Source organism: Nocardioides sp. CPCC 206348 (genome assembly GCF_048654705.1).
Classification (GTDB): domain Bacteria; phylum Actinomycetota; class Actinomycetes; order Propionibacteriales; family Nocardioidaceae; genus Nocardioides.
The window spans coordinates 67750-68689 of the sequence record NZ_JBMCZA010000195.1; the positions used below are offsets into that span (position 1 = coordinate 67750).

At 68.4% G+C, this 940-nt stretch carries 2 protein-coding genes; one reads left to right on the forward strand and one right to left on the reverse strand.

Going from position 1 to position 940, the window contains the following annotated elements:
- A partial coding sequence (locus ACOADB_RS18040; RefSeq protein WP_378601477.1) for an endonuclease/exonuclease/phosphatase family protein occupies positions 1 to 573 on the forward strand: 573 nt, incomplete at its 5' end.
- Here ACOADB_RS18040 and ACOADB_RS18045 read toward each other — a convergent pair.
- A partial coding sequence (locus ACOADB_RS18045; RefSeq protein WP_378601479.1) for an SIS domain-containing protein occupies positions 560 to 940 on the reverse strand: 381 nt, incomplete at its 5' end. The two genes, ACOADB_RS18040 and ACOADB_RS18045, sit on opposite strands and share 14 nt — an antisense overlap.

The following is a 940-nucleotide window of genomic DNA, read 5'->3' on the forward strand; positions in this document are numbered from 1 at the left end:
GTGTTCGTCCGCGACGCCACGTACGAGGTCGTGCCGGGCACCGCTGGCGGTCTTCTCTTCACACAGTACGACGACCCCGTCCACGGCGCGTGCTGGGTGAAGGTGCGCGACAAGGCCTCCCAGCAAAAGGTCGTCGTGGTCAGCGCGCACCTCTGGAACGGCGACGACACAGCGGGCGACACGCGACGAGGCCTCGAGACCGACCTGTTGGCGGACACGGTCAAGGCGACCTTCCCCGACTCGCCCATCGTCTATGCCGGCGACTTCAACTCGACCCGCAGCCGCGCCAGGGACACCCCGCTGAACCGGATGCACTCCGACGGCCAGGACGACGCCTACGACCAGGCGGCTCGCTACCTGTCCCGGCCGTACCGCAACTCCGCCTGCGGGACGAGCACGACGCCCCGCACGTCGTGGAGGTGGGGCAACCACATCGATCGGGTGTTCGCGCCGGCCCGCACGCACGTGGCCACCTGGGAGGTCGACTACCGGATGGACGGCTCCCGCTACCTCGCGCCGCTGCCCTCGGACCACCATCCGGTCCTGGTCTCGCTCCTCATCACTCGACAGTGACGGACTTCGCCAGGTTGCGGGGCTTGTCGATGTCGTGACCCAGCTCCAGCGCTGCGTGGTACGACAGCAGCTGCAGCGGGATCGTCAACAGGATCGGGTCCAGCTCGCGCTCGCTGCGCGGTACGTCGATCCGCTCGACCACGCCCGACAGGTCACCGAGGTCCACGCTGGCGTGGGTGACCACCGTGAGCGGGCCACCGCGGGCATTGATCTCGTGCAGGGCAGCGACGTTGCGCTCGACGAGCTCGTCGTCGGGCACGATCGCGACCGTCGGCAGGGACGTCGAGATGAGTGCCAGCGGACCGTGCTTGAGCTCGCTGGTCTGGTAGGCCTCCGCGTGCCGGTAGCTGATCTCCTTGAACTTCTG